At 60.0% G+C, this 22208-nt stretch carries 20 protein-coding genes, 1 other RNA gene and 1 pseudogene; 10 read left to right on the forward strand and 12 right to left on the reverse strand.

The annotated features are described in order from the left end of the window. The 6 genes and pseudogenes from AF71_RS11830 to AF71_RS11855 all read right to left on the reverse strand — a co-directional run. A pseudogene (locus tag AF71_RS11830) lies at positions 1-293 on the reverse strand (sugar ABC transporter substrate-binding protein); the annotation flags it as partial. Positions 294-379: 86 nt separating this feature from the next. After that, the gene (locus AF71_RS11835; protein ID WP_192240796.1) at positions 380-1906 is read right to left on the reverse strand and encodes an aldehyde dehydrogenase family protein; all 1527 of its coding nucleotides are present in this window, start codon (positions 1904-1906) and stop codon (positions 380-382) included. Beyond that, the gene (locus AF71_RS11840; RefSeq protein ID WP_029792359.1) at positions 1900-2679 is read right to left on the reverse strand and encodes an enoyl-CoA hydratase/isomerase family protein; all 780 of its coding nucleotides are present in this window, start codon (positions 2677-2679) and stop codon (positions 1900-1902) included. The genes AF71_RS11835 and AF71_RS11840 overlap by 7 nt, the downstream gene beginning before the upstream one ends. Next, positions 2672-4285 carry an acyl CoA:acetate/3-ketoacid CoA transferase gene (locus AF71_RS11845; protein ID WP_029792358.1) on the reverse strand — a complete coding sequence of 538 codons (1614 nt, stop codon included), beginning with the start codon at positions 4283-4285 and terminating at the stop codon, positions 2672-2674. Before AF71_RS11845 ends, AF71_RS11840 begins: the two co-directional genes overlap by 8 nt. Positions 4286-4373: 88 nt before the next feature. Next, the gene (locus AF71_RS11850) at positions 4374-5423 is read right to left on the reverse strand and encodes a LacI family DNA-binding transcriptional regulator (protein ID WP_018858375.1); all 1050 of its coding nucleotides are present in this window, start codon (positions 5421-5423) and stop codon (positions 4374-4376) included. A gap of 542 nt (positions 5424-5965) precedes the next feature. Beyond that, complete coding sequence (locus AF71_RS11855) at positions 5966-6760, reverse strand: thymidylate synthase (protein WP_018858374.1); 795 nt, start codon at positions 6758-6760, stop codon at positions 5966-5968. 253 nt (positions 6761-7013) lie between these two features. On the opposite strand from AF71_RS11855, the gene AF71_RS11860 reads away from it, so the two are divergent. The 7 genes from AF71_RS11860 to AF71_RS11885 all read left to right on the forward strand — a co-directional run bounded on the left by AF71_RS11860 (position 7014) and on the right by AF71_RS11885 (position 10142). After that, a complete protein-coding gene (locus tag AF71_RS11860; protein WP_246733637.1) occupies positions 7014-7586 on the forward strand; it encodes a methyltransferase domain-containing protein in 573 nt (190 codons plus the stop codon). 206 nt (positions 7587-7792) lie between these two features. Further along, positions 7793-8104, forward strand: a complete 312-nt coding sequence (locus AF71_RS31625; RefSeq protein WP_246733638.1) for a hypothetical protein — start codon at positions 7793-7795, stop codon at positions 8102-8104. Further along, the gene (locus AF71_RS31630; protein ID WP_246733639.1) at positions 8098-8520 is read left to right on the forward strand and encodes a hypothetical protein; all 423 of its coding nucleotides are present in this window, start codon (positions 8098-8100) and stop codon (positions 8518-8520) included. The genes AF71_RS31625 and AF71_RS31630 overlap by 7 nt, the downstream gene beginning before the upstream one ends. A 55-nt stretch (positions 8521-8575) precedes the next feature. Beyond that, positions 8576-8944: a transfer-messenger RNA gene (ssrA, locus tag AF71_RS11870) on the forward strand. 127 nt (positions 8945-9071) lie between these two features. After that, positions 9072-9581 (forward strand): SspB family protein, encoded by a 510-nt coding sequence (locus AF71_RS11875; RefSeq protein ID WP_029792357.1) that lies wholly within the window; start codon positions 9072-9074, stop codon positions 9579-9581. Positions 9582-9631: 50 nt separating this feature from the next. Next, complete coding sequence (locus AF71_RS11880) at positions 9632-9826, forward strand: DUF4169 family protein (protein ID WP_025659412.1); 195 nt, start codon at positions 9632-9634, stop codon at positions 9824-9826. 97 nt (positions 9827-9923) lie between these two features. Next, a complete protein-coding gene (locus AF71_RS11885; protein ID WP_018858370.1) occupies positions 9924-10142 on the forward strand; it encodes a ribbon-helix-helix domain-containing protein in 219 nt (72 codons plus the stop codon). A gap of 56 nt (positions 10143-10198) precedes the next feature. Here the strand turns inward: AF71_RS11885 and AF71_RS11890 are convergent, their stop codons facing one another. From AF71_RS11890 to AF71_RS11900, 3 genes are all read right to left on the reverse strand, one after another. After that, positions 10199-13933, reverse strand: coding sequence for an AsmA-like C-terminal region-containing protein (locus tag AF71_RS11890; RefSeq protein ID WP_029792353.1), 3735 nt, complete (start codon positions 13931-13933; stop codon positions 10199-10201). Positions 13934-14114: 181 nt separating this feature from the next. Beyond that, positions 14115-15527: an FAD-linked oxidase C-terminal domain-containing protein gene (locus AF71_RS11895; protein WP_029792352.1), complete on the reverse strand. Its 1413-nt coding sequence runs from the start codon at positions 15525-15527 to the stop codon at positions 14115-14117. 105 nt (positions 15528-15632) lie between these two features. Further along, positions 15633-16667, reverse strand: a complete 1035-nt coding sequence (locus AF71_RS11900; protein WP_029792351.1) for an aldo/keto reductase — start codon at positions 16665-16667, stop codon at positions 15633-15635. 96 nt (positions 16668-16763) lie between these two features. Here AF71_RS11900 and AF71_RS11905 point away from each other — a divergent pair, with 96 nt between their 5' ends. Together AF71_RS11905 and AF71_RS11910 are read left to right on the forward strand one after the other, a co-directional pair. Then, entirely contained in the window at positions 16764-17666 is a 903-nt protein-coding gene (locus tag AF71_RS11905; protein ID WP_029792350.1) for a LysR family transcriptional regulator, read from the forward strand. Between the two features lie 163 nt (positions 17667-17829). Next, entirely contained in the window at positions 17830-18924 is a 1095-nt protein-coding gene (locus AF71_RS11910; protein ID WP_029792349.1) for an AbrB family transcriptional regulator, read from the forward strand. Here AF71_RS11910 and AF71_RS11915 read toward each other — a convergent pair. Then, positions 18884-19771 (reverse strand): AraC family transcriptional regulator, encoded by an 888-nt coding sequence (locus AF71_RS11915; RefSeq protein WP_169681424.1) that lies wholly within the window; start codon positions 19769-19771, stop codon positions 18884-18886. The genes AF71_RS11910 and AF71_RS11915 overlap by 41 nt on opposite strands. 33 nt (positions 19772-19804) lie before the next feature. Here AF71_RS11915 and AF71_RS11920 point away from each other — a divergent pair, with 33 nt between their 5' ends. Then, on the forward strand, positions 19805-20212 hold the full coding sequence (locus AF71_RS11920; protein ID WP_018858363.1) for a DUF2000 family protein: 408 nt from the start codon (positions 19805-19807) through the stop codon (positions 20210-20212). Between the two features lie 50 nt (positions 20213-20262). Here AF71_RS11920 and AF71_RS11925 read toward each other — a convergent pair whose 3' ends face one another. Continuing rightward, positions 20263-20928: an OmpA family protein gene (locus AF71_RS11925; RefSeq protein WP_018858362.1), complete on the reverse strand. Its 666-nt coding sequence runs from the start codon at positions 20926-20928 to the stop codon at positions 20263-20265. Between the two features lie 192 nt (positions 20929-21120). After that, positions 21121-22116 (reverse strand): flagellin, encoded by a 996-nt coding sequence (locus AF71_RS11930; protein ID WP_169681426.1) that lies wholly within the window; start codon positions 22114-22116, stop codon positions 21121-21123. Positions 22117-22208: the final 92 nt, after the last annotated feature.

Raw genomic sequence — 22208 nt, forward strand, 5'->3', positions numbered from 1 at the left:
TAGTCGAGAACGGTGTAGCCGAGCATCTGCGAGGCCGTCGGATAGGTGCCGGCCGCAACCATCGCCTTCAGCGCCGTCATCGCCGCATCACCGCCACCGCCGGCAACCGGCACGTCCTTCCAGGCAAACCCCTCCTTCGACAGATCCTCCTTCAACACGTTCAAGGCCGCAGCCTCGCCGCCGGACGTCCACCAGTGCAGCATCTGCACTTCCTTCACATCCGCAGCCTTGGCAGCACCCAAGCCCGCAACACTCATCGTCACCAACGCTGTCGTCAGCAAAAACTTGCGCATCGTTTCCTCCCGGTTTGCAAGTTCGAAGGTGCGGGACCATTCCCGCACCGATTACCCGCCCTCCTCGGGCGTAGTCTCGTTGCCGGTTATCCCAGCGTTTCCCTCTTCGGCATCCACCAGTTTGTCCGGGCGCCGATATGCATGTTGAGCGTCTTGGTCTCGGTGTAATCCTCCACCGCATGGCGGCCGAGTTCGCGGCCGAGGCCGGATTGCTTGTATCCTCCGAACGGCAGCTCGGAGGCGCCGTCCATGAAGGTGTTCATCCAGACCGTCCCTGCCCTGACCTTCCGACCGATCGTCAGGCAGGTGTCGAAGTCACGGCTCCAGACGCCAGCGGAAAGGCCGTAGTCTATGGAGTTGGCGATCGCGATCGCCTCACTGGTGGTTTCGAACGTGAGGACGGACAGCACCGGTCCGAAGACTTCCTCGCGCGCAACCGCCATGCCTGGCGTGACAGCTTCGAGGATCGTCGGCGCCATGTATTGCCCCATGCCCAAGTCGAGCTTTTCGCCGCCATGCGCCACCTGCGCACCGCTGCTCGTCGCACCGGCCACGTAACCGGCAATCTTTTCCAGATGCTGCGGCGTGATGATCGCGCCCACTTGCGTTGTCGGATCGAGCGGATCGCCAACCTTGACGTCCTTGGCGAGTTCGGCGACGCGCTTGACCACATCGGAAGCGATGCTCTTGTGCAGGATAAGGCGCGAGCCCGCATTGCAGCACTCGCCGGCATTGAAATAGGCGCCGAAGACGGCCGCGTCGATGAACGCATCGAGATCCGCATCCGGGAATACAATCTGCGGGTTCTTGCCGCCCAGTTCCAGCGAGACCTTCTTCAGCGTCTGCGCGGCATTCGTCATGGTGAGCTTGCCGACGCCGGTTGAGCCGGTGAACGACACCATGTCGACCTCAGGATGGGACGTCATGATCGCGCCGACCTCTGGTCCCGTGCCGGTGACAATGTTGACGACGCTATCGGGCACGCCTGCTTCCTGAAGGATTTCGCCAAGAACCAGCGTCGAGCCCGAGGTCAGTTCGGATGGCTTGACGACCGTGGTGCAGCCCGCCGCCAACGCAAAGGGAAGCTTCTGGCCGACGATCAGGAAGGGGAAGTTCCAGGGAGTGATGATCGATACGACGCCGATCGCCTCACGCAGGACAACGCCCAGCGTGCCGTCTCCAAGCGTGTTGTAACTTTCGCCATGAAGATCGCGGGCGAGCGCCGCTGCGTATCGCCAAATGTCGACCGAACCGGCGATTTCGCCGCGCACCTGGGAGATCGGCTTGCCGGCCTCGATCGCGTCCAGGTAGGCGAGTTCGTCCGCACGGGCTGAGATCAGGTCGGCAGCCTTGAGCAAGATGGCGGAACGTTCGGATGCCGTCATTCTGGGCCAGGGACCCGTGTCAAACGCCTTGCGGGCGGCTTTGATGGCGCGCTCGGCATCGGCTTTGCTTCCCGCCGGAAAGCGGCTCACGACGACGCCATGGCTTGGCGCCACGCGCTCGATCGGCTGGCCGGAGCCGGCCTCCCACTTGCCATCGACCAGCATCTTGAAGTCGCGGGCCTTGTGATCGCTAAGCGCCTTGGGAGTAACCAGAACCGTCATTACCATTCTCCTTTAAAGTGTGCAGGGCGTTTTTCGGTGAACGAAGCCACCCCCTCATTGAGGTCGCCGGTCTTCGCAACGAGGATCGAGCCCAGCGCCTCGACGGCCGTGCCATTGTCCTCGCCGTTCGCGGAGGCAATCATCAGCTTGACCACTTCAAGAGCAGCCGGCCCCCTCATCGCGATGCGGGCCGCATATTCCTTGGCCGCTTCCACGGCATTACCGGTCGATGTCACCACATCGACGATGCTAAGCGCGCGGGCTTCCTCGGCGGTGAAGATCTCACCGCCCAGCGCCATGCGCCTGACCACCTGCGCGCCGAAGCGCTTCACAAGACGCTGCGTGCCCGACCAGCCGGGAACCATGCCGAGGCCTGTTTCCGGAAGTCCGATCTTGATGTTCTCTTCGGCAATGCGAATGTCGGCGACGCCGGCAAGCTCCAGCCCACCGCCGAGCGCATGGCCGTTCAAGGCCGCGATCAGAGGCATTCTGAGGGTCGCAAGTCTTTCGAAGATGCGATGTCCGTGGCGTACCCAGGCATGACCAAACTCCTGTGGCCGCATGCCACCCCAGGCCTTGATGTCGCCGCCCGCTGAGAAGCCCTTGCCTTCGCCTGTCAGGATCGCCACACGAACGTCGCCGTTAGCCTCGACGTCATCGGCGGCATCTGCCAGCGCCTTGAGCATGTCGAGATCAAGCGCATTCAGCTTTTCCGGACGCGATACCGTCATGATCGCGATGTGATCTTCGACGTGGATCTTGACCGTGCCGCTAGCCATTGAACGTGCCCTCCAGGACGCGGGCGCTCTTCTTCGGTAGAGTCAGGCCGATGTTTGCTTCACCAAAGAGTTTCGCATCCATGACCTTGAGGTCCTCTGCTATGATGAGCGAGAACTCGGACTGATCGAGGATATGGGCCTGCAGGTCGACACCCGGCGCAATCTCCGTGAGAACAATGCCTTCAGGCGTCAGCTTCATCACGCATCGTTCGGTGACATAAGTGATGTCCTGGCCCTGCTCGATCGCCCGCTTGCCGGAGAAGGTGACATGCTCGACCTCGTTGACGAGCTTCTTCAACTTGCCTTCCTTCTCGATCACGAGCTTGCCGTCGACGATCGCGAGCTTTGCGCCGGCATTGAACATCCCCGAGAAGACGATCTTCTTCGCACGCGCCGTGATATCGACGAAGCCGCCGGCACCCGCGGTGACGTGGGGACGGAACGACAACTTCGAAACGTTCACCGAGCCATCACGGCCGATCTCGAGGAAGGAGAGCAACGAGGCGTCGAAGCCGGCGCCCTGGAAATAGGTGAACTGGTATGGCGAGGGCATATAGGCGTCGGCGTTGGATGCACAGCCGAACGCGAAGTCCAGCAACGGGACACCGCCGACGGCACCCTGTTCGATGACCCAGGTGACGGAGCCGTGCAGCCCTTCCTCAAGGAGGATGCGCGGCACGTTGGCGGAAATGCCGAAGCCCAGATTGACGCAGCTGCCTGCCTGCAACTCTTGGGCAACGCGGCGCGCGATGACCTTCTGGATGTTGAATTCCGGAACGCGGAAGCTCTCCAACGGGCGAAAGATCTCGCCTGAGATAGCCGGATCGTAGAGCGTCTGAGTGGTCTGCTTCTGGTCCGGATCGACGATCACGTAATCGACGAGCATACCGGGGACGCGCACGTCATGCGGCTTCAGCGAACCTTCCTTGGTGATCCGCTTGACCTGAGCGATGACGATGCCGCCATTGTTGCGGGCAGCAAGCGCCTGGTCGAGACCGCCGAGATAGGCACCCTCGTGTTCATAAGTCAGGTTGCCGCGCTCGTCCGCGGTCGTCGCGCGGATGATGACGACCTGCGGCACGATCGACGGGAAGAACAGGTAGTCGTCGCCTTCGAACGAGACGCGCTTGACCACCGGGTCCTGGGCAGCGAGGTCGTTCATCGCGCAACCCTGCCTCTTTGAATCCACGAACGTGTCGATGCCCACCTTTGTCAGGACACCCGGGCGTTTGGCGGCAGCCTCCCGGTGAATATCGAACATGATGCCCGAGGGAATGTTGTAGGCCGGAATTTCGTTGTTCGTGATCATTTGCCAGATCAGCGGCGGCTCCGCGCTGGATGGTCCCGACGGATAGGAGCCGCCGATGATACATTTGAGCAGGCCCTTCTTGGCGATATAGTCCACACCCCTGATACCGCTCATGTCGCCCGCCGCGATGGGATGCAGCGTCGTGATATCGCGCGGATGACCGGTGCTATCGAAGCGCTCGCCGATCGCCTTCAGCATCAGGTCGGGGCAACCGAGGCCGCTCGACGACGATACGGAGACAACCGCTCCGTCGGGGATCAGTGCTGCGGCTTCCGTCGGGGTAATGTGCTTGCTCATCTGATTACTCAAAGCCCTTTTTCGATTTTCACGGCCGAGCCGCTTTTCGCCGCCTCGACAACGGCGGGACCCGTCGCCAGCGACCAACTCATGCCTGCCTCCTGTTGGAACCGCCTGCCAGATTTGCTCCACAGGTCTCCCGGACCACGAGCCGTACAGAGGAGACGATCGACTCCGCTTCCGCCCTACCCGCGCTGATCTGCTTCAGAAGCAGTTGCGCTGCGCGCCTGCCCATTCCCTGCGGATCCACCGAGATCGTCGTCAGCGCCGGAACGGCGGCCTTTGCCTCGATGACGTCATCGAAGCCGACCACTGCAAAGTCACGTCCAGGCTCGAGGCGCTGGGCGCGAAGCCCGTCGCACACACCGAACGCGACTGCGTCGTTGAAACACACAGCGGCAGTGGGAGCGGCAGCGATTGCCAGCGCTCGGCCGATCGCATCGACACCACCAGCTCTCGAGGGGGCGGAAGGCAGGATAAGATCTTCGTCAAGCTCAAGGCCGCAAGCCGCTATTGCGCCGCGATAGCCGTCGATGCGCTCGTCGAAGACCGCCGTATCACTAAAGCCGCCGATGAATGCGATCCGGCGGTGGCCAAGCGAAGCGAGATGCTGCACGCCAGCAGATATTCCCTCGCGATTGTCCGAAACGACGGACGAGACCTTAGCTCCCGGAACGTTGCGGACAGCAACGACGACGGGAATGCCAGCGGCGACCAGCGGCTTCAGGTCAGCGGCTTCGGTCGCACGGGCGGGCGACATGATCAGCCCTGAAATCCCATGCTCGCGCATGGAGGCGATAACTTCCCGCTGTCGGTCCAGGTTCTCGCTGGTATTGGACAGGAACTGGACGAATCCCGCGGACTGGACGACCATGTCCACACCAACGGCGAGTTCCGCGAAGAACCCGTTGGTCAGATCGTTGACGACCACGCCGATAATTTTCGACTTCGAACCGGATTGGCGCAGATTGGCGGCTCCGCGATTGTACACGTAGCCAAGCTCGCGCATCACCGCATTGACCTTCGCTCTCGTGCCGTCGTTCACCAGGGACGATCCTTGCAAGACAAGCGAAACGGTCGACTTGGAGACGCCCGCCGCCTTCGCAATATCGATGACGGTGACCCGCCCTTTTGTCATGAGATCCTCCAATGGCCTTAGCCACGGCGCCCAAATAATTGGAACGTTCCAATTTTGTCAAGTGGCAATTCCGCATTTCTTGCCGGAAAAGCAATCGCCATACAGGAATTACGCCTCTGCGCTTCGGAATATCTAAGCCACGGAAAATACATCAATATCATCTACAGCGCTTGCTTATTCGCAAGAAATTGGGTCGGTGTCGATCTAGAATATTTTGGAACGATCTAAGTTAAACCAACCGGAGGTCGCGCATCAACGCTCCCCGCTGCTGAGCAAAAGTCACGGACATGTAGTGTCGGTAGGCTGGGAAACCGGCCCAGACGGTCTTTTGGATCTCCGCGCTGAGTCCCTTTACGCTGCGCGACCACTTGGCCCGCCGCTCCCAAGCGCCGACTGGCCAGCAGTCAGTCGCCAGCGGTGAAGCCACCTATGGCATGCGTCAAAAATCCATGGTGAGATCGGCCGCTGGTAGGCCTGAGCTCGTGGAAGCCGTGATAGACAGCGCTGCGCCAACCGGAACTCGCCGCGTCAGAACTCCCCGATCAAACCGCGATCGGCGCCTTGATGCTGGCGTCGGCTTCGTAGCCGACCAGCTCGAAATCATCGAACTTGAAGCCGAAGATGTCCTTCACGTCGGGGTTGATCCGCATGAACGGCAATGGCTTTGGCGTGCGCGTCAGCTGCAGCTTCGCCTGCTCGAAGTGGTTGTGATACAGATGCGCATCGCCGAGCGTGTGCACGAAATCGCCGAGCTTCAGGCCCGTTACCTGCGCCACCATCATCGTCAGCAGGGCATACGAGGCAATGTTGAAGGGTACGCCAAGGAAGATGTCGGCCGAACGCTGATAGAGCTGACAGGACAGCTTCCCGTCGGCGACATAGAACTGGAACAGGCAATGGCAAGGTGGCAACGCCATGTCATCCACCTCGGCAGGGTTCCATGCCGAAACGATATGCCGGCGTGAATTCGGGTTCTTGACGATGCCCGAAACGAGATTGGAGATCTGGTCGATATGGCCGCCATCGGGAGCAGGCCAGGAACGCCACTGTGCGCCGTAGACCGGCCCAAGGTCGCCGTTTTCATCAGCCCATTCGTCCCAGATCGAGACGCCATTGTCCTTGAGGTAGCCGATATTGGTGTCGCCGCGAAGAAACCAGAGAAGCTCGTGGATGATCGAACGCAGATGCAGCTTCTTGGTCGTCAGGACCGGAAAGCCCTCCTGAAGATCGAACCGCATTTGATAGCCGAACACCGAGCGTGTGCCGGTGCCCGTTCGATCGCCACGATCGGTTCCGTGTTCCATGACATGCTTCAAGAGATCGAGATACTGCTTCATCGTCCGCCGCCGATTCCGTTCCGTACCTATTTAGGCGTTTTACCCGTCGAAACCAATCATAGTGCGGCTATTATCCCGGCAATTCTCCGCGATACCTGCCAGACGGTCGGAGGCGCTTTCAGGCTACCGTCAGGTTTGCGTGTCGCCCTATGCTCAGCGCGGGGGCGCTCCACGGGGTTCAGCACTGTCAGTATATTAGCGGCAATTCACGCCGCTCTCCTTTGGGACCAACCGCTTTTTTTGGGGGGGGGAAATGATGGCAGAGAGCCCGATACGATTGCAGCTGCGAACAGAGCGGCGGGACGAAGAATTCGCCAAAGAGGATCAGCCGATTGGCGACTTCACCTTCAATGCGAAGGTCGCAGATGTCTTTGACGACATGGTCAGCCGATCCGTGCCGTATTACGAAGAAATGCAGCGGATGGTCTGTGAGTTGGCGCAGGACTTCGCCGTACCGAACACCAATCTCTACGATATCGGCTGCTCGACGGCGACGACATTGCTTACGCTCGACCGAATGATCAATCCGAACGTCACTTTCATCGGCATCGACAATGCCCCTGACATGCTGGAAAAGGCGGCACAGAAAATCGAGCATGCAGACGCGCGGCGCCCGATCGACTTGAAAGTCGTCGATCTCCACCAGGGTCTTCACATGGAGAACGCCAGCGTCGTCACCATGCTGCTGACGCTGCAATTCATTCGCCCGCTGTTTCGCGAGCGCGTAATGAAGATGATCTTCTCCGGCCTGAACGATCAGGGCTGCCTGCTCCTCGTTGAGAAATTGACCAGCGAGGATACGGCCTTCAACCGGCTGTTCATCTAGCACTATTACGACTTCAAGCGACGAAACGGCTACTCCGAAATCGAGATCGCCTAGAAGCGCGAAGCGCTTGAAAATGTGCTCATCCCCTATCGTCTGGAAGAGAACATGCAGCTTCTGAAAGAGGTCGGCTTCCGCAGTATCGAGGCCTTTTTCCGCTGGTACAATTTCTGCGGCATCGTGGCCGTCAAGTGAGTCTGGGCGCAGAAATGAAAACAGCCATGATCCATATCGGGAACTTCTTCTTCAAATATCGCAATCAGGTGTTCCCGCTCATAATTGTCACCTTGTTTCTGATGACGCTACCCCCCTCGGAAATCGGGGGAAGCGTTACGGCGGAGCGTGTTAAAGACGTAGTTGCACTTCTGATCCTGCTTGCCGGCCTGGCTTTGCGCGCAACCGTGATCGGCTATGCCTATATTCAGCGAGGCGGCCTGAAGAAGCGCGTCTACGCCAGCGATCTTGTGACCGAGGGGATGTTCGGGTCTGCCGCAACCCGCTCTATGTCGGAAACATGCTGATCTATGCAGCGGTCTTCTTGCTGCATGGAAATCCAATGGTCGTAGTTGTCGGCATAGCGCTCTTCATGCTCATCTACCAATGCATCGTCTACGCCGAGGAAGCATTTCTCGAAAACAAGTTTGGCGACGCCGACGTTCCGCGCTGGATGCTTCGCCTTGGCAATTTTGCGCCGGCAACGCAAGGGATGGTGTTCAATGCGAAACGCGTCATCGCGAAGGACTATTCGACTGTTTCCGCCGCGCTTCTGGCCGTTCTCCTGATCGAGATCTACCGGGTCGCCAGCGCAGCCAATGCGCTGTCTCTCCCCTATCTATCTCTTCTTGTCTTCTTCATGGCCGTCGTGGGCGCTGCGACCGGTATGGTGAGTCTGCTCAAGAAGCGCGGTGTTTTCGATGAGGCAACGGCCGTCTGCTAGAGCACGGGCGAAATTCCTGCAGTCCCGCTCACTACGAAACGGTTTTGTGACAACACCTCTTCCCAACCGAGGCGGAAAACACTATATCAGCCATGCCGGTCCTCGGGCCGGCTATGGCGATAAATGAGCGGTGTAATAAACCTATTGGACCCGGGGGCGGTACCCGGCGCCTCCACCAAAAACCGGCGGCTTGCAACAAGATGGCCGGCTTTTGATGGGGGCGAAACAGGATCGACAAGGGTGTAAAGATCGTCTTTTTGCTCGGCATTGTACCGCCGTTATCGGGCTAAAATTGTAGTTGCAAACGACAACTATGCGGAAGCTCGTCTCGCTGCTTAATCGCGGTGTGACACTTCAAATAAAGCCCTAGTGGTTCGCACCTCTAGGCGGGGTCCGAAGGCACCTGGCAACAGAAGCCTTCACCTTCTCCCTTGCGCGCAAATCATGTATGGTTTGGTCAAGCATGACTCGGCTCAGGCCTTTTCCAGGGCGTCTTGGCATGCCATACAGCCTTGGGAAACGAGTCCGAACCAAAAGAAAGACAGGAAAGCATGGGGCAGGATCACATCCGTTACGACATTCTGGCACAGGACGCACTGCGCGGCGTCATCCGCAAGGTCTTGTCTGAAGTTGCCGCGACGGGCCGCCTGCCGGGCGAGCATCATTTCTTTATTACCTTTCTGACCGGCGCCCCTGGTGTTCGCATCTCGCAGCACCTGAAGGCGAAGTATCCGGAACAGATGACTATCGTCATCCAGCACCAGTTCTGGGAACTGAAGATCACGGAGACCACTTTCGAGATCGGCCTTTCCTTCTCGGATGTTCCGGAAAAGCTCTTCATTCCGTTCAACGCCATCCGCGGCTTCTATGACCCGTCCGTGAACTTCGAGCTGGAATTCGACGTGCCTCTCGCTGACAGCGAAGAGCTTCCCGCCGCTGAAATCACCGCCTATCCGGTTGCGTCCGAGAAGTCCGAGGAAACGCCCGCCGCCAAAACCGATGGCGAGGAAAAGAAACCCGGCTCGGTCGTCTCGCTCGACGCCTTCCGAAAGAAGCAGTAAAACCAAGGGAAGCAACTGCTTCCCTTTTTCAATTCCGATCGAGGCCAACCGTGACCGCCGAAGTCGTCAATCTCCGCCAGTTCAAAAAGAAACAGGCCCGCGCCGACAAGGCGAAGCAGGCGGAGCAAAACCGTATCTCCTTTGGCCGCACCAAGGCCGAGAAGCAGCTGACGAAGGCGCTCAATGAGAAGGCCGAACGCTCTCACCAGCAAGGCCGGATAGAGAAATCTGAAGACGACAAATGAGCGCCCCGAGAAACGCAAAAGATTCCGGGATCAATCAGTTGGCAGGCTTTCTGGAATCAACGTGTCAGCGGCTCGAACCGAATTCTGAAGCCTTGCGATGATCCGCAAGCACTCGGCTACTCTACACGGACACCGCACCAGCTTCTCGTTGGAAGACGAGTTCTGGACCGAGTTGAACATAATCGCCAAAGCGCGCGCCATCCCACTCGCAGCCTTGATTTCCGACATAGACGATCAGCGACAGCCGGAGAGCAACCTCTCGTCAGCGCTGCGCGTCTATGTCCTTCATTGGCTGAAATCCGAGAGCGCGGGCTAGTTCGCCTCGAAGGCTACCGCGCGTGAGGATGCCCACATACCGCGATCGCAAACACACTACTGCGGCACCTGCACGCCCGGCAACCCCGGCACCGTTTCGAAATTGAGTGAGTTCTCCGGGGGCACGGTAAGCTGCTCCTGTGCCCGTCGCGCCGCCTCTGCGGCCGCTTTTGCGCCCTCCGCCGCCTTTGCCTTGGCGCGCGCTTCGGCTTCAGCGTCAGCCTTTGCTTTCGCTTCCGCTGCCTGCCTATCGCGCTCGGCCTGCGCGGCCAAAGCTCTCAGGCGCTGCTCTTCCGCCTGCCGTTGCGCCTCGAAGGCTGCGGCCTTCTGGCGCTCGATATCGTTGAACTTGTAGAGAGCAACTTCACGGCGCAGTCGCTGCTTCTCCAGTACGTTGGACTGCAGGCGCTCGACGCGCCGGCGTTCGCGCTCGTAGGCGCGCAACGACAGGAAGCCGGTGATGTCCGTGACATCAATGGTTCGCCCAGGCGACGCGAGCAGTCCTGAAAAGTCGAGTCGTACCGCAGGCTCCGCACCGGGAAGCACCTCGCCACCCGGATTCAGTGCAATGTTGAGCGACGCATTGATGCGCTCCTGTGGCAGGTCGATCTGGCCGTTGCCGACGAGCTTTGCCTGGTCGGTCGTCACGCTGACGTTCTGAAAGCGCAGAACCCCATCCGTCACGTTGAACGGAATCGCAGTCGGCGGCAGCTTCGCTTCGCCGTTGTTGAGCAAGGTCTCGACGATCGGATGAACCTTGCCGGCATTCAGCTGATCCTGCATCGGATCGGTGGCGGCCAGTAATGGCGCCAGCATGCCGAGATTGAGACCACGTACGCTGATATCGCCAAGCCGAAGCTCGCCGGAGCCGTTCAAAGAACCAGCGATATCCTTCATGGACTTGCCGGAAGCCTCCATGGAGAGCCCAAGCCCGAACTTGCCGTTGGCGACCGGCGCGCCATCGCGGGGCCACACGACACCGGCCAAATCCGCATCTGCCAGCACCAGTTGCGTCTGGAAGAAGCCCGTACCGTCAGCATTGGTAAACAGCAGGCTGCCGTTGACGCTGCCGCCATCCCAACCGCCCTTGATGTCGTTCAGCTGCAATTCGTCGCCCCTGTAGGCCACGTTTGACGTGAAATCCGAAATCGCGCCGGACCAGCCAGGCCAGAATTGCTTGGCGGAGAGCTTGAGGTTGACGTCCAAATCCTTGAAGATCGGCAAGCCCAGCGCGCCGGCCGACAGGTCGCCGGTCGCCGCATCCGTCATAGGTCCGTAAACAGCTTCCCCTAGCCAGGTGGCATCGGCCTTGGATAGCGCCAATTCGCCCGTCGCCGTGGTCTTTTCCGCTTTACGGTCGACGGTCAGGGCGCCGCTGAACTCGTTGTCGGCGGCATGTCCTGCGATATCCGCAAAGGAAATCTTGTCGCCATCGATGGTCGCGTTCGTTGTCAGCTTGAACGGCAGGCCCGTACCCATTTGCGGCACAGCGATGCCGTTCATGACAAGATACGGATCAAGATCGGCACTCTCCAGGGATACTGCAAGCTGTCCGTTCATGAAGGCCTGCGGGCGAACGTCCACCTTGCCGCCAGCCGTAAACGATGTGCGGTCGGTGGCAAATGTCAGCTGGGCGTCGGCAGGATCCGTTCCTTCTGCCTGCACCTTCAGGGTCAGGCGGCCATTGGCATCGGCCTCGACCGGCAACGGATCAAGACCCGCCTGCCCAAACAGGATCGAGGTGACGCTGTTCTCAAGCGTCGCCTCAAGGCTCGTTGTGCCCTTGCCCGTCAGCGCCAGAAGATCCGACATGCGGTAGTCGAGGTTGACACGACTGCCGTTGGTCACCCCCGCCAATGTCAGGGTCAGGCCGTCGCCCTCGTCGCCTCCGAGAGTCAAAGCTCCGCGCAGTGCGGTATTCGTGTACCATGCGGCATTGCGCACAAGCCTATCCACGACCGGATGCTGCGGCAGATGCTGCTTGAGCATTGTGAAGAATGAGCCCGGATCCGCCGATTTGAAGGTGATTTCCCCAGAGCCCTTGTAATCGAGCAGCGATCCCTCGGCGCGACCGGTCGCAGTCACTTCGGCACCCGCCAGGTTCTTGATAGAAAGCTTGTCGACCGCGAGAGCCCCATCGGCAATTGCAAAGCTCGCCTCGACATCGCCCGCTTCGACGCCGAAGGCTGTAAACTTGTCGGCCTTGAGCCGTGCAGTGATCTTGTGATCGAGTACGTTGTCGCCGCCATCCTGGCCGGTGAACAGCCCTGTCAGCGCACGCAGTGCATCCAGATCGAGTGCGTCGCCGGCAAGCGCGACATCAAGCGTCGGTACCTGGTTGGCCAACGCCTGTCGGTCCATCCGACCCTTCAACGTGGCCTGTCCAACGGCGATTTCCAGGTTGTTGAACGTCTGCCGGTCATGCGTGAGGCTGACATCAGCGGAAAAGCCCGCCTGCCGCAGTTGCCGGATCGCCGGATCGACTGAGCCGGAAAGCCATGCCGCAAGGCCCGTGGGCTGATTGGAGGCCACCGTGATCTGCCCAACGAACGATGCTTGCCCCTGCAAATTGAGCTTGCCCTGGCCTTCCACCTGTGTGCGTCCCGGAAGCGTGCCGACCACGTTGTCGATGATCCAGCCCTTGCCAGCGGGTTGCACATCGAGCTGGATATCGCGGATTGTCGTGTCGCCGGCGACGATCGCCGGCAACCGAACGGTTGCCTTACCCGGCACCTGCGGTACAGGCACTTGCGAAACGATCTGAATCAGCGCGTTCAGGCGCTGCCGCGCCGATAGGCCGGGATCGCGCGTCGTCTTGCCATTCGCACCCTGATTGCCGATGCGATTGACGTCGATCTGCTGGCCGTTCGCAATCAGCAGGAATTGCGGCTGGCTTCCGGTGTCCAGGGCCGCCTCGCCCGTGACCACATAGGGATCATCGGTGGCTCCGATCTCGAGACGGTATTCCGGTATACGAATGCTCTCGTTCGTAAGCTCGAACTTGCCTTTCAGTCGCGGAGGAACATCGGTCTTGTCGGCCGCCTTGGCGTTCCGGCTCTCGATCGATGCAGATATCGCTCCCTGATAGTTCGGCCTGCGGTCGACAAGTTTCAACTCGCCATCGAGATCGACGATCACCGGTTGCTTGTCGGGCTGCAGTCGCGTGCGCATCCGCAGGATCCCGTTCTCATCAGGCTGATTGCTGGCGATCATGAAACTCCCATGTGCGCCATCCAGCGCCGCATCGCCTTCGATCCTCCACGGACCGGCAAGCGACTTAGCCGACATTTCGGCGTTCAGTCCTGTGATGCGGCGCGACCGCCCTGACTGATCGTCAATGAACTGAATATCGCCGCCAGTAACGTGGACGTTTTCGAGAACAACCGTCTTGGCCGGAATTTCGGGTTGGCTGCCACGGGTCCAATCGAGCGTGCCATCCTTCAAGAGGCGCAGCTTCACCCGCGGATTGACCACGCGCATGTCGAAGATCAACGCCTCGCCGGAAAGGAAAGGCGCGAGTTCAGCATCCATGGAGAACTGCTCGATCTGCACGATCGGCGACCCGTCGACCTCCTGTCCAACGCGTACATCATGCAGCGTCACCGAAGGGAACGGCAGAAGGCGCGCGTCCACCGCTCCGTGCACGACGACCTTTTTGCCGATAATCCGGCTCGCCTGATCCTCGAAATTCTTTCGGAAATCGGTCCAATCGATAAACAGCGGTGCCAGCAGCGCTACGAACAGCGCCACCACAATCACTCCGCCCAAAAAGACGAGGAACCGGCCTACCAACTCAACTATTCTCCATTCGGGAATCCATCGCGGACACTAGAGCATGATCCCGAAAGCTGTGAAGCAGCTTTCGGGCAACATCATGCCCTATTTAATTGATTTGGAGATGAATTCGCCTCATCGCCAGTCAATCTTCCGTAGCGTCAACCCTGCCGGCCCACAGGCTCGACGGAATCCTACTTCAGGTGCGGTGGAATATCTTGCCAGGATTGAAGATATCATCCGGATCGAGCGCCTTCTTGACCTGCCGCATCAGTTCAACCGTGCCGCCGAGCTCCTCTTCCAGGAATGCCATCTTGCCCTGGCCGATGCCGTGCTCGCCAGTGCAGGTGCCGTCCATCGCCAGAGCGCGAGCGTTGAGCCTGCCGACAAAGGCCTCGGCAGCAGCAATGCCCTCCTCGGTCTTGTCGTCGAACAACAGGAGCACATGGAAGTTTCCATCGCCTGCATGCCCGACGATCATCGCCAGCAGGCCATGTTCCTCTATATCGATCTGCGTCTCGCCGATACAATCGGCAAGACGGGAAATAGGCACGCAGACATCCGTCGAGAGCGCGGCCAATTCCGGCGCCAGCGCGCGCGATGCCCAGTAGGCATCGTGCCTTGCCTTCCAGAGCCTGCTGCGCTCCTCGGCGTTGACTGTCCATGAGAACGCGCCGCCTCCACATTCGGAGGCAATCTCGGCAAACTGTTCCGATTGCAGGGCAACGGTTTCATCCGTGCCATGAAACTCGAGGAAGAGCGTCGGCGTTTCCTCGTAGTTCAGCTTGGAATAGGCATTGCAGGCACGAATTTGCAGCGCATCGAGAAGTTCGATGCGGGCGACGGGAATGCCCATCTGGATGGTCATGATCACGGCATCGCAGGCGGCCCGAACAGTCGGAAAGGCGCAGACGCCACCGCCGATCTTCTGCGGGATGCCCTGCAGCCTCAGCGTCACCGACGTTAGTATGCCAAGCGTGCCTTCCGCGCCGACAAACAGCCGGGTCATATCGTATCCGGCCGACGACTTGCGGGCGCGTCGTGCTGTACGAATTTCCTCTCCGTTCGCGGTAACCGCGGTCACGGCAAGCACATTGTCCTTCATCGTGCCGTAGCGCACGGCATTCGTTCCGGAGGCCCGCGTCGAAGTCATGCCACCGATCGAAGCGTTTGCTCCAGGATCGATCGGGAAGAATAGACCGGTGTCACGGAGATAGGTATTGAGCTCCTCCCGCGTCACCCCGGGCTCGACGGTACAATCGAGATCCTCAGCATTGACTTCAAGAACCCGGTTCATTCGACTGAAATCGATCGATATACCGCCATTCGGCGCATTGACCTGCCCTTCCAGCGACGAGCCGGTGCCGAAGCCAATGACCGGCACCTTGTGCTCGGCGCAAATCTTGACTGCGGCCTTCACATCGTCGGCACTCTCTGCAAAGAGCACGCCGTCTGGCAGCTGAGCCGGGATGTAGGTAGTAGTATGCGCGTGCTGTGCGCGGAAGGCCTCGCCGGTCTGGAAGCACTCACCAAAGCTCTGTTTCAGAACAGCAAGAGCGGCGGTGATGCCTGTTTCGTGCCGTGTTCCGGATTTTGCATCTTTGAGCGCCATCTCTTTGATCTCCTTCACCTTCACACCCGGAGGCAGGTTGGTATGAGACAAGAGACGGCGCCTGTCTAGTGCATGATTAAGGGGAACGTCCCCGATCGAGCACCCTTAGACCACCGGCGGGTTTAGCCGCGCAAACGCTTCCTGCCTGCGGTATGGGAAGTAGGGATAGGGCGCGGTTACACTGCTCGCTTTGTCGAGCTTTTCCACCTGCTCCTTGGCCAATGACCAGCCGACGGCACCGAGATTCTGCCGCAGTTGCTCCTCGTTGCGCGCGCCGATAATGACGCTGGAAACAGTGGGGCGACCGATCAGCCAATTGAGCGCGATCTGCGGGACGGTCTTGCCCGTTTCCTCGGAAATCTCCAGCAGCGCATCTACGATATCATAGAGCTTCTCATCATCGACCGGCGGCCCGAATTCAGCCGTCTGGTGCAGCCGACTGCCTTCTGGCAATGGTTGGCCACGGCGGACCTTGCCGGTGAGACGGCCCCAGGCAAGCGGACTCCAGACCAACGCACCGACGCCCTGGTCGGCAGCGAGCGGCATCAGTTCCCATTCGTAATCGCGGCCGGCAAGGGAGTAGTAGACCTGATGCGCAACATAGCGCGGGTAGCCATGCCGCCCAGCAATGCCGAGCGACTTCATCAGCTGCCATCCCGCGAAATTGGAGACGCCGACATAGCGGATTTTCCCTGCCGCGATCAGCCCGTCCAGTGTTGCGAGTACCTCTTCGATCGGCGTCGAAGCATCGAATGCATGGAGCTGCAACAGGTCGATATAGTCGGTCCCTAGGCGTTTCAACGCCTCGTCAGTGGAACGTATCAGGCGCGAGCGCGACGTTCCCCAATCACCCGGTCCGTCGCCCATCGGTAGCGCGATCTTGGTTGAGATCAGCACGGCGTCGCGCCGGCCGGCGATAGCCTGGCCAAGGACTTCCTCGGAGGCGCCGCCCGAATAGACATCTGCGGTGTCGAAGAGATTGACGCCCGCTTCCAGCGAAATGTCGATCAAGCGTCGAGCTTCGGCGGCGTCCGTGTTGCCCCAGGCACCGAAGAGCGGACCCGAGCCTCCGAATGTTCCCGCACCGAAGCTCAAAACCGGCACCCTGAGGCCCGATGCGCCGAGATTTCTGTATTCCATGGTCGGTCTCCTGTTGTGGACTTCAGAAGAGATAGACACTGAATCTATCGTGATATAGATTGCCGGGAGGAAAACTATCCATGAATTGAATTCATCATGAGCAGACAAGACATCAATCGCTCCGGCGAAATGGAAGTCTTCGTGCGTGCCGTCGAACTCGGCGGTTTCACGGCCGCAGCGCGTGCCTGCCGCATGACACCATCTGCCGTCAGCAAGCTTGTGGCGCGCCTTGAGGCACGCCTCGGCGCTCGCCTCGTCAACCGTTCGACCCGCAAGCTGCATCTGACGCCGGAGGGATCCGCCTTTTATGAGCGTAGCGTTTCGATCCTTGCGGACATCGCGGAGGCCGAACGCTACGCCTCCGCCGGCGAGCAGGCCGCGGGTCCCATCCGCATCAACACGAGCGCTTCCTTCGGCCATCATATCCTTGCACCGCTCGTTTCGGATTTTCTGGCGCTCAATCCCGCCGTCACCCTCGACATCTCTCATACCGATGCCATTGTCGATCTTGTCGAGGATCGCGCCGATGTGGCGATCCGCGCCGGACCGTTGAAGAGCTCTAGCCTCATTGCGCGCAAGCTTGGCTTCACCCGCAACGTCATCGTGGCATCGCCGGATTATTTGAAACGCGAAGGCGAACCGAAGACGATCACGGATTTGAAGCGCCATCGCCGTGTCGGCTTCTCCTACGCACGCAGCGTTCAGGGCTGGCCGTTACTCGATGGTGGCGAGACCATTGGCCTGCCGATTACGCCAGGCGTTCAGGTGGGTGATGGCGAAGCGATGCGATACATGGCGCTGTCAGGCGCAGGCCTGGTCCGCCTCGCCACCTTCACCGTTCGCGCCGATATCGAGAGCGGGCGGCTGGTGCCCGTTCTCGAGGATCTCAACCCCGGCGACATCGAGGAGTTCTACGCCGTCTACATTGGCCAGGGCGGTCCGTTGCCGGCTCGCGTGCGGGCCCTGCTCGACTTCCTGGCGGAGCGTGTCAGCCTCTGACCTCGCGAAACCGACAGGATTTCGCAATTGACCGCTTCCCCGGCAGGCGCCTATATCGCCGCATATCCTCCGGCCCCTCCGGCCGGCTTCTTTTGCCAGCCAGTGCTGCTCTCCTGCTTCGCCTGATCGCGGCTCCAGCATTGGCAAGACATGCATGGGAATCATGCCGTTGTACGACGCCAGCCGTTTCTTTCGATACGCCAGCCTGCCGCGATGGTTTCTCCTGCTCAGTATCTCGACCCTGCTTGTGGTCGGGCTTGAAATGCTCGGGCTGCCAGCCTCGCTCCTTATCGGCCCGATGGTGGCGGCAATCATCCTTGCCCTTTCCATCGGGCAGGGATCGCTTCAGGTGCCGCGCTGGCCACTCCTCTTCGGGCAGGCGCTCGTCGGTTTTCTGATGGCGCGCGCCATCACTGTCGATATCCTCAAGACCATGGCGACCGACGCGCCACTTTTTCTCGCGATGATCTTCTCCGTCATCGTTGCCGCGGCCGGCCTTGGCTGGCTGCTGACGCGCTGGCAGGTCTTGCCGGGAACGACCGCGGTTTGGGGTTCCTCGCCAGGCGCGGCGTCCGCGATGGTCATCATGTCCGAAGCTTATGGCGCCGATGCCCGTCTCGTCGCCTTCATGCAATATCTGCGGGTGGTCTTCGTCGCGGTGGCGGCCTCGGTTGTCTCGCGCCTCTGGGTTGCCGCCGATGGTGGCGAAGCGCCGCCCTTCATCCTCTTCCCGTCGGTCGACTGGCAGGCGCTGGCCGCCACTGTCGCCCTCACCTGCCTGTCCGCCTACATTGCGGTGCGCTTTCGCATTCAGGGCGGCACGATCACCGTGCCGTTGGTTCTCGGCGCGCTGCTTCAAGGGTTCGGGTTGTTCAAGATCGAACTTCCGCTCTGGCTGCTGGCGATCAGTTATGCCCTGATCGGCTGGAACATCGGACTGCGTTTCACACGCCGCATCGTCATGCACGCCGCGCGTGCCCTGTCCCGCGTCGCGGCCTCTATCCTGCTGCTAATGTCGATCTGCGGCTGTATGGCCCTTGCCTTGCACAAATTCGCCGGCGTCGATCCGCTGACGGCCTATCTGGCGACCAGTCCCGGCGGGGCTGATTCTGTGGCGATCATTGCGGCGTCAACCGACGTCAACGTGCCCTTCGTGATGGCGATGCAAACCGGCCGCTTCCTGGTGATCCTGTTTACTGGCCCAATGCTGGCACGCTTTATCGCGCGCCGCTCCGGCCTTGCGGAGAAGCCCGTCTAAGGCTCGCCCATTGGCCGGGCGTCATGCCATAGGCCTTTTTGAAATGACGTGTCAGATGGCTTTGGTCTGCAAAGCCCGTCGCCGCGGCCACATCCGAAAGCCCGTCACCCACCCCGATCATGGCGCGCGCCTGCTGCAGCCGCCGCATGAGCAGATAGCGATGCGGGCTTGTGGCGAAGGCGGCCCGGAAGTGCCGCGAAAGGGAGAAGCGGTCGAGACCGGTGACCGTCTCCAACTCACCGGATCGCACCGCTTCCGTCGCATGTGCTTCGAGATAATCGCGCGCCAATCTAGCACGCTGCCACGCAACGTTGCCGAGCGGCCGCCGCGGGGTCTTTGCATGCTTTGCAAGTCCGCCGGCAACACGCGAAACAAAGTCGTCGACGAACAACTCGTCGAGCTCGCGATCCAGCTCACTGAGTGCAGCTAGCAGCGTACCCGCCAAAACCGGATCTCCGATGACAGGGTCGTCAACGAAGGGCAGCCCGATCTTTTCCGCTCCAAGGCATTGGAGCAGTAGCGCCGGCTCAAGATAAAGCATGCGATATTGCAGCCCATCATCGGTGCCTGCTCCACCATCATGCTCCTCGTCCGGATGGAGCACGAGCACCTGCCCGGGCATGCTGAAGCGCCGCTGGCCGCGATAAGAAAAGGTCTGCACGCCTTTCATCGTGACGCCGAGAGCATAGGTATCGTGGCGATGCGGCTCGAAGGCCTTGCCGGAAAACTGCGCTTCCATCCGCTCGATTCCCGGAAAAACCGGCGCAATCACGATCCTGTCTGCGCCGGGCTCCGTGCACAAACGTTCAAGACCCTCGAAGGCGTGACTGGTTACATCCTGGTCCAACGCGACTTTCGAACCTGCATGAAAGAGACTGGAATGTTTGATACCAAAATTGCGATCGTCCTGCGAAACAATCTTGCATCCTGGCAGAAGCTGAACGTCACGGCTTTCCTGATGAGTGGCATTGCCGGCCAGCACCCCGAGATGATCGGCAAGGCCTACAAAGACCGCGCCGGCAATCTCTACAATCCGCTTTCCATCCAGCCGATCATTGTACTGTCTGCAGAGGACGAAACGATGTCGACAATCCACCGCCGCTCGCTCGAGCGCGGCATAACCTCGTCGCTGTTCATCGAGGAGATGTTTGCAACCGGCCACGACGCCGCCAACAGGGCCGTCTTTGCCGAATACGCACCCGACGATGCCAAGGTCGTCGGCATAGCCATCCGGGCCGAAAAGAAGATCGTCGACAAGATCACCAAGGGCGCGACGATGCATCAATAACGAAAACGGCCGGGCGCTGGCCCGGCCGTTTCTCTTGACTGAAGTCTGGATCAGCTCTGCGTGACAGGCGCAATCTGGATTTCGACGCGGCGGTTCTGAGCACGTCCAGCTTCCGTAGCGTTGGAAGCGATCGGCTGCGACGGACCGAAGCCGACAGCGGAAACGCGGCGCGGGTCGATGCCCTGCGTGCCGAGATAATCGGCAACCGACATGGCGCGGCGCTGTGACAGATCCTGGTTGTGCTGCAAGCTGCCGGTCGAGTCGGTGTGGCCGTTGACGTCGATCAGCGTGCGGTTAAACTTGCGCAGGACGATCGCGACAGAATTCAGCGTTGGATAGAAGCCAGACTTCACAGCGTCCTGGTCAACATCGAACGTGATGTTGGACGGCATGTTGAGGATGATGTTGTCGCCGCGGCGGGTCACCGAAATGCCCGTTCCCTGGAGCTGGGCGCGCAGTTCCGATTCCTGCTGGTCCATGTAGTTGCCGATCGCACCGCCTGCGAGCGCACCGACGCCGGCGCCGATCAGCGCGGCATTGCGACGTCCGACCGGCGAGCCGCCGACCGCCAAACCGGCAAGCGCGCCAACGCCGGCACCCAGCAGCGCGCCGCCCGATGTATTCGACATCTTCTGCTCGCCCGTATAGGGGTCGGTCGTGGTGCAAGCACTAAGGTAAGTTGCGGCAACAGTCAAAAGTATGAATTTCTTGATCATGGACGGGCGAATCTCCAATTCGGTGTTAATGCGACCAGTATTAAGGATTGCGGCAACAAGATGAAGCAGACGCTGCAGATGCTCGAAATTGGGCAAAAAGCACAACTACTGCGGACGGCAAGCAACAACAACGGCCAGGCCGCTAAGTCGCCCGTCGGAATCTAAGCGACAGTTCTACTTCAAGACGACCGGTTAGAAGTTCTGGAAGAGTTGGCGAACCGTGTCGTAGCTGGCGTTGGCGATGTTCAGCGACTGCAAGCCAAGCTGCTCTTGGGTTTGTAAGGCACGCAGCAGGCTCGACTGCTCTTCCATATCGGCGTCGATCAGACGGCTGATGCCGCGGGAATAGGAGTCGTCCAGCGACTGCGCGAAGTCGCTCTGGATGCTGATGCGCTTTTCAAGCGCACCGAAGGCCGAGCCAACCGTCGTCATCTGGTTCAGCATCATATCGACGACGGTGATCATCTCCTTCACCTGCGCCTGCGTCGTGCTGCTCGAAACACCGATTTCAACCTGCCCAGCCGTGTTACCAGCGCCTTTGAGCATCACATAGTTCTGCGAGGCACCGGCCTCGGTCGCGAAATACTGGGATGTAAGAGCGCCATATTCACCGGAACCGGTGGTACGGTCGTCAATCAGGTAGCGAGCATCCTTCGAGGTGGTTGCCCCAACGGGCGCGAGATCGACCTCATAGCTCAGCATATCGACCTTCACCGTTCCGTCGGAATAGCGGACGAACGACGACGGGATCTCCCTCGGCTTGGAGGGATCGGCCGAATCGTCGATCGTAACCCAGTTGTCGCCGTTGAACTCCGCCGACTGCGCGACCGACCGGAGCTGATCTTTCAGGTGGGCGATATCGGTGTTGATCTTGTCCTTGTCGACACCAGACTCGGTCGCTGCGACCAGCTTTGCCTTGATCTCGCTGACGAGATCAATTGCGCTGTCGACGGCGTTATAGGCCGTGCCCATCGTCGCAGCCGCCAGGCCGAGAGCGTCGCGAATGGCCGATTGAGCTTTCTGATCAGTTTTCAGGGTCGAACTAATCGCCCAATAGGCGCCGTTGTCGGACGCTCTTTCGACTCTGAGGCCGGTAGACACCTGCCTCTGGGTTTTGGTCATGTCGCGACCGATGTCGCGCAATACATACAGCGCGGCATCCACCGAGGTGCGCCGATAAATGCTCAAGGTACTGTACTCCGAACACAACAATACACTGATACAAACAAACCGTACCGCGAACGATCATTGTCCGGGAGCGCCTGAACGAGGCACCAGGG

The sequence above is a fragment of the Rhizobium sp. 57MFTsu3.2 genome (assembly GCF_012932765.1).
In the GTDB taxonomy this organism is placed as follows: Bacteria; Pseudomonadota; Alphaproteobacteria; order Rhizobiales; family Rhizobiaceae; genus Rhizobium; species Rhizobium altiplani.

What these genes read in the sequence shown, in the direction of transcription:
- AF71_RS11885 (WP_018858370.1), top strand. Translation starts at nt 9,924, where the DNA reads ATGATCCGCAAGCACTCGGCTACTCTACACGGACACCGCACCAGCTTC.
- AF71_RS11855 (WP_018858374.1), bottom strand. Translation starts at nt 6,760, where the DNA reads ATGAAGCAGTATCTCGATCTCTTGAAGCATGTCATGGAACACGGAACC.
- AF71_RS31630 (WP_246733639.1), top strand. Translation starts at nt 8,098, where the DNA reads ATGCTGATCTATGCAGCGGTCTTCTTGCTGCATGGAAATCCAATGGTC.
- AF71_RS11920 (WP_018858363.1), top strand. Translation starts at nt 19,805, where the DNA reads ATGTTTGATACCAAAATTGCGATCGTCCTGCGAAACAATCTTGCATCC.
- AF71_RS31625 (WP_246733638.1), top strand. Translation starts at nt 7,793, where the DNA reads ATGAAAACAGCCATGATCCATATCGGGAACTTCTTCTTCAAATATCGC.
- AF71_RS11835 (WP_192240796.1), bottom strand. Translation starts at nt 1,906, where the DNA reads ATGGTAATGACGGTTCTGGTTACTCCCAAGGCGCTTAGCGATCACAAG.
- AF71_RS11850 (WP_018858375.1), bottom strand. Translation starts at nt 5,423, where the DNA reads ATGACAAAAGGGCGGGTCACCGTCATCGATATTGCGAAGGCGGCGGGC.
- AF71_RS11905 (WP_029792350.1), top strand. Translation starts at nt 16,764, where the DNA reads ATGAGCAGACAAGACATCAATCGCTCCGGCGAAATGGAAGTCTTCGTG.
- AF71_RS11895 (WP_029792352.1), bottom strand. Translation starts at nt 15,527, where the DNA reads ATGGCGCTCAAAGATGCAAAATCCGGAACACGGCACGAAACAGGCATC.
- AF71_RS11840 (WP_029792359.1), bottom strand. Translation starts at nt 2,679, where the DNA reads ATGGCTAGCGGCACGGTCAAGATCCACGTCGAAGATCACATCGCGATC.
- AF71_RS11875 (WP_029792357.1), top strand. Translation starts at nt 9,072, where the DNA reads ATGGGGCAGGATCACATCCGTTACGACATTCTGGCACAGGACGCACTG.
- AF71_RS11860 (WP_246733637.1), top strand. Translation starts at nt 7,014, where the DNA reads ATGATGGCAGAGAGCCCGATACGATTGCAGCTGCGAACAGAGCGGCGG.
- AF71_RS11910 (WP_029792349.1), top strand. Translation starts at nt 17,830, where the DNA reads ATGCCGTTGTACGACGCCAGCCGTTTCTTTCGATACGCCAGCCTGCCG.
- AF71_RS11900 (WP_029792351.1), bottom strand. Translation starts at nt 16,667, where the DNA reads ATGGAATACAGAAATCTCGGCGCATCGGGCCTCAGGGTGCCGGTTTTG.
- AF71_RS11845 (WP_029792358.1), bottom strand. Translation starts at nt 4,285, where the DNA reads ATGAGCAAGCACATTACCCCGACGGAAGCCGCAGCACTGATCCCCGAC.
- AF71_RS11925 (WP_018858362.1), bottom strand. Translation starts at nt 20,928, where the DNA reads ATGATCAAGAAATTCATACTTTTGACTGTTGCCGCAACTTACCTTAGT.